Source organism: Mucilaginibacter sp. P4_G9 (genome assembly GCF_056400985.1).
The window spans coordinates 1-1,550 of sequence record NZ_JBFUKF010000712.1 but is presented as its reverse complement, the minus strand read 5'-3'; the positions used below and the strand labels follow the sequence as shown (position 1 = coordinate 1,550).

Here is a 1,550-nt window from a genome sequence, read left to right as displayed (position 1 = left end):
ATCTTTTAAAGTACAGGATTGGATAACAGGATTATGGATGACTATTAACTTATTAGGGCGAATACGGTATAAGGCTGCTAATGAGCGCCGCATTTCTTCTGACTGGCAGACAATGAAATTAAACTTAAAGAATAAAAATCTTGAAAAAAAGTTATAGAACCTGGCCTTAAAGCCATAAAACTCCCTCATTTGTTTAGGATTGTTAGATGCCCTTGCTATTAAATGGGGTAGCTTTATAAAACAGGCTATCATTGCTATTAATACGTTAATATGATCTGTTGTTGAAAAAACCGCATAAGGTTTTTCAGTCTTAAAAAGGTTATATAGCTTAAAAAATGATTTTGAAGCTTTTACAGTTTTAAGATCAATAAAGCGAACTCCATCTATCTCAGTTGAATAACAACGATTACTGCCATTTAAAAAAACAACAGATACGTCATATTCTTCTTTGTTAAAATACTGTGAAAGCAGCCAGTAAACACGCTCGGATCCACCGGCTCCAAGGGAGCCAACAACCAGGAATAACTTCTTTTTCATAATAATAAAATGATAAAGTGAATGGCAGCTTTTAAATTTTTATTCCGCGCTACCTATAGGTTCTTGTTGAGATTCAGATTGGGCAATATTATTATATTGGAGTATAGCAAAATAAAGGAATATTGTAGGTCCATCAACGCTCATCAGCCATCCATTATGGGACAAGGCATTAAGTGAAACTGCGATAAAGGAAAAAAACAGGGCTAAATACAAAGCATTATTTTTATAATGAGCATTTTTTATTGTTTGATAAAAAAGCCGAACTATCCGGTAATAAAGGGCTCCTAATATTCCAAGTCCTAAAAATGGACCCAGGTAGGTTATAAACATTAAGTATGCATTATGCGACGACAATCCGAAAGTGAATAGTGGATTTCTATAGGTAACATCATCCCAGTTTTTCCCATAAAATATAAGACCAAAAGGGTAGTCGGCAAAAATTTTAAGATTTTCAATAGCAAGATTTGCCCGGTTAAACTCATTAGCCTCTTTAGCCTGATTTTTGGACAAAATATTGTTTTTCTCATCCATATTCCCTTTTAATACATAAGTGTAAACCGCAAACCCTACGAGTATAGTTGCTACAACAAGCAGTACTGCTTTATAACGATAGTAAATAAACAGAAACACTACAACGGCGCCGCCAAAACTTACAAACGCTGATCTGTTCATACCCAGGTAAAGGCAGACCATGCAGGCAAACAGAACAAGTAGTTTTACTAAAATATATTGCCTGAATGTGTACGCTGCAACAAAAACAAAAGCAGTAAAAGCAGCAACCTGGTATCCAAAATTAAACTGGGTTATAGCCAACCCAGATGGACTTTGCTTAACTTGTTCGTCGAGCATTTTACTCCTCAGCGGATCAATTATATTGGGATAACGATGATCTAKAACCATAATTATCATTGAAAGCGCTAACAGAACAAAAAAAATAAGCACCGATAAATAAAAACGCCGTTTACCTACGCCAATAAAATAATTAAAATATAATGCGCAGGCTAATATGGTCA

General features: G+C 34.9%; 2 protein-coding genes. Both read right to left on the bottom strand.

Annotation, left to right across the window (positions count from 1 at the left end; translation table 11 throughout):
- The coding region (locus tag AC1DPZ_RS26975; RefSeq protein ID WP_477409316.1) for a glycosyltransferase at positions 1 to 537 on the bottom strand (537 nt) is incomplete at its 3' end.
- 39 nt (positions 538 to 576) lie between these two features.
- Positions 577 to 1,550, bottom strand: a 974-nt coding sequence (locus AC1DPZ_RS26970) for an O-antigen ligase family protein (RefSeq protein ID WP_477409314.1), incomplete at its 5' end; no start/stop codon positions are given.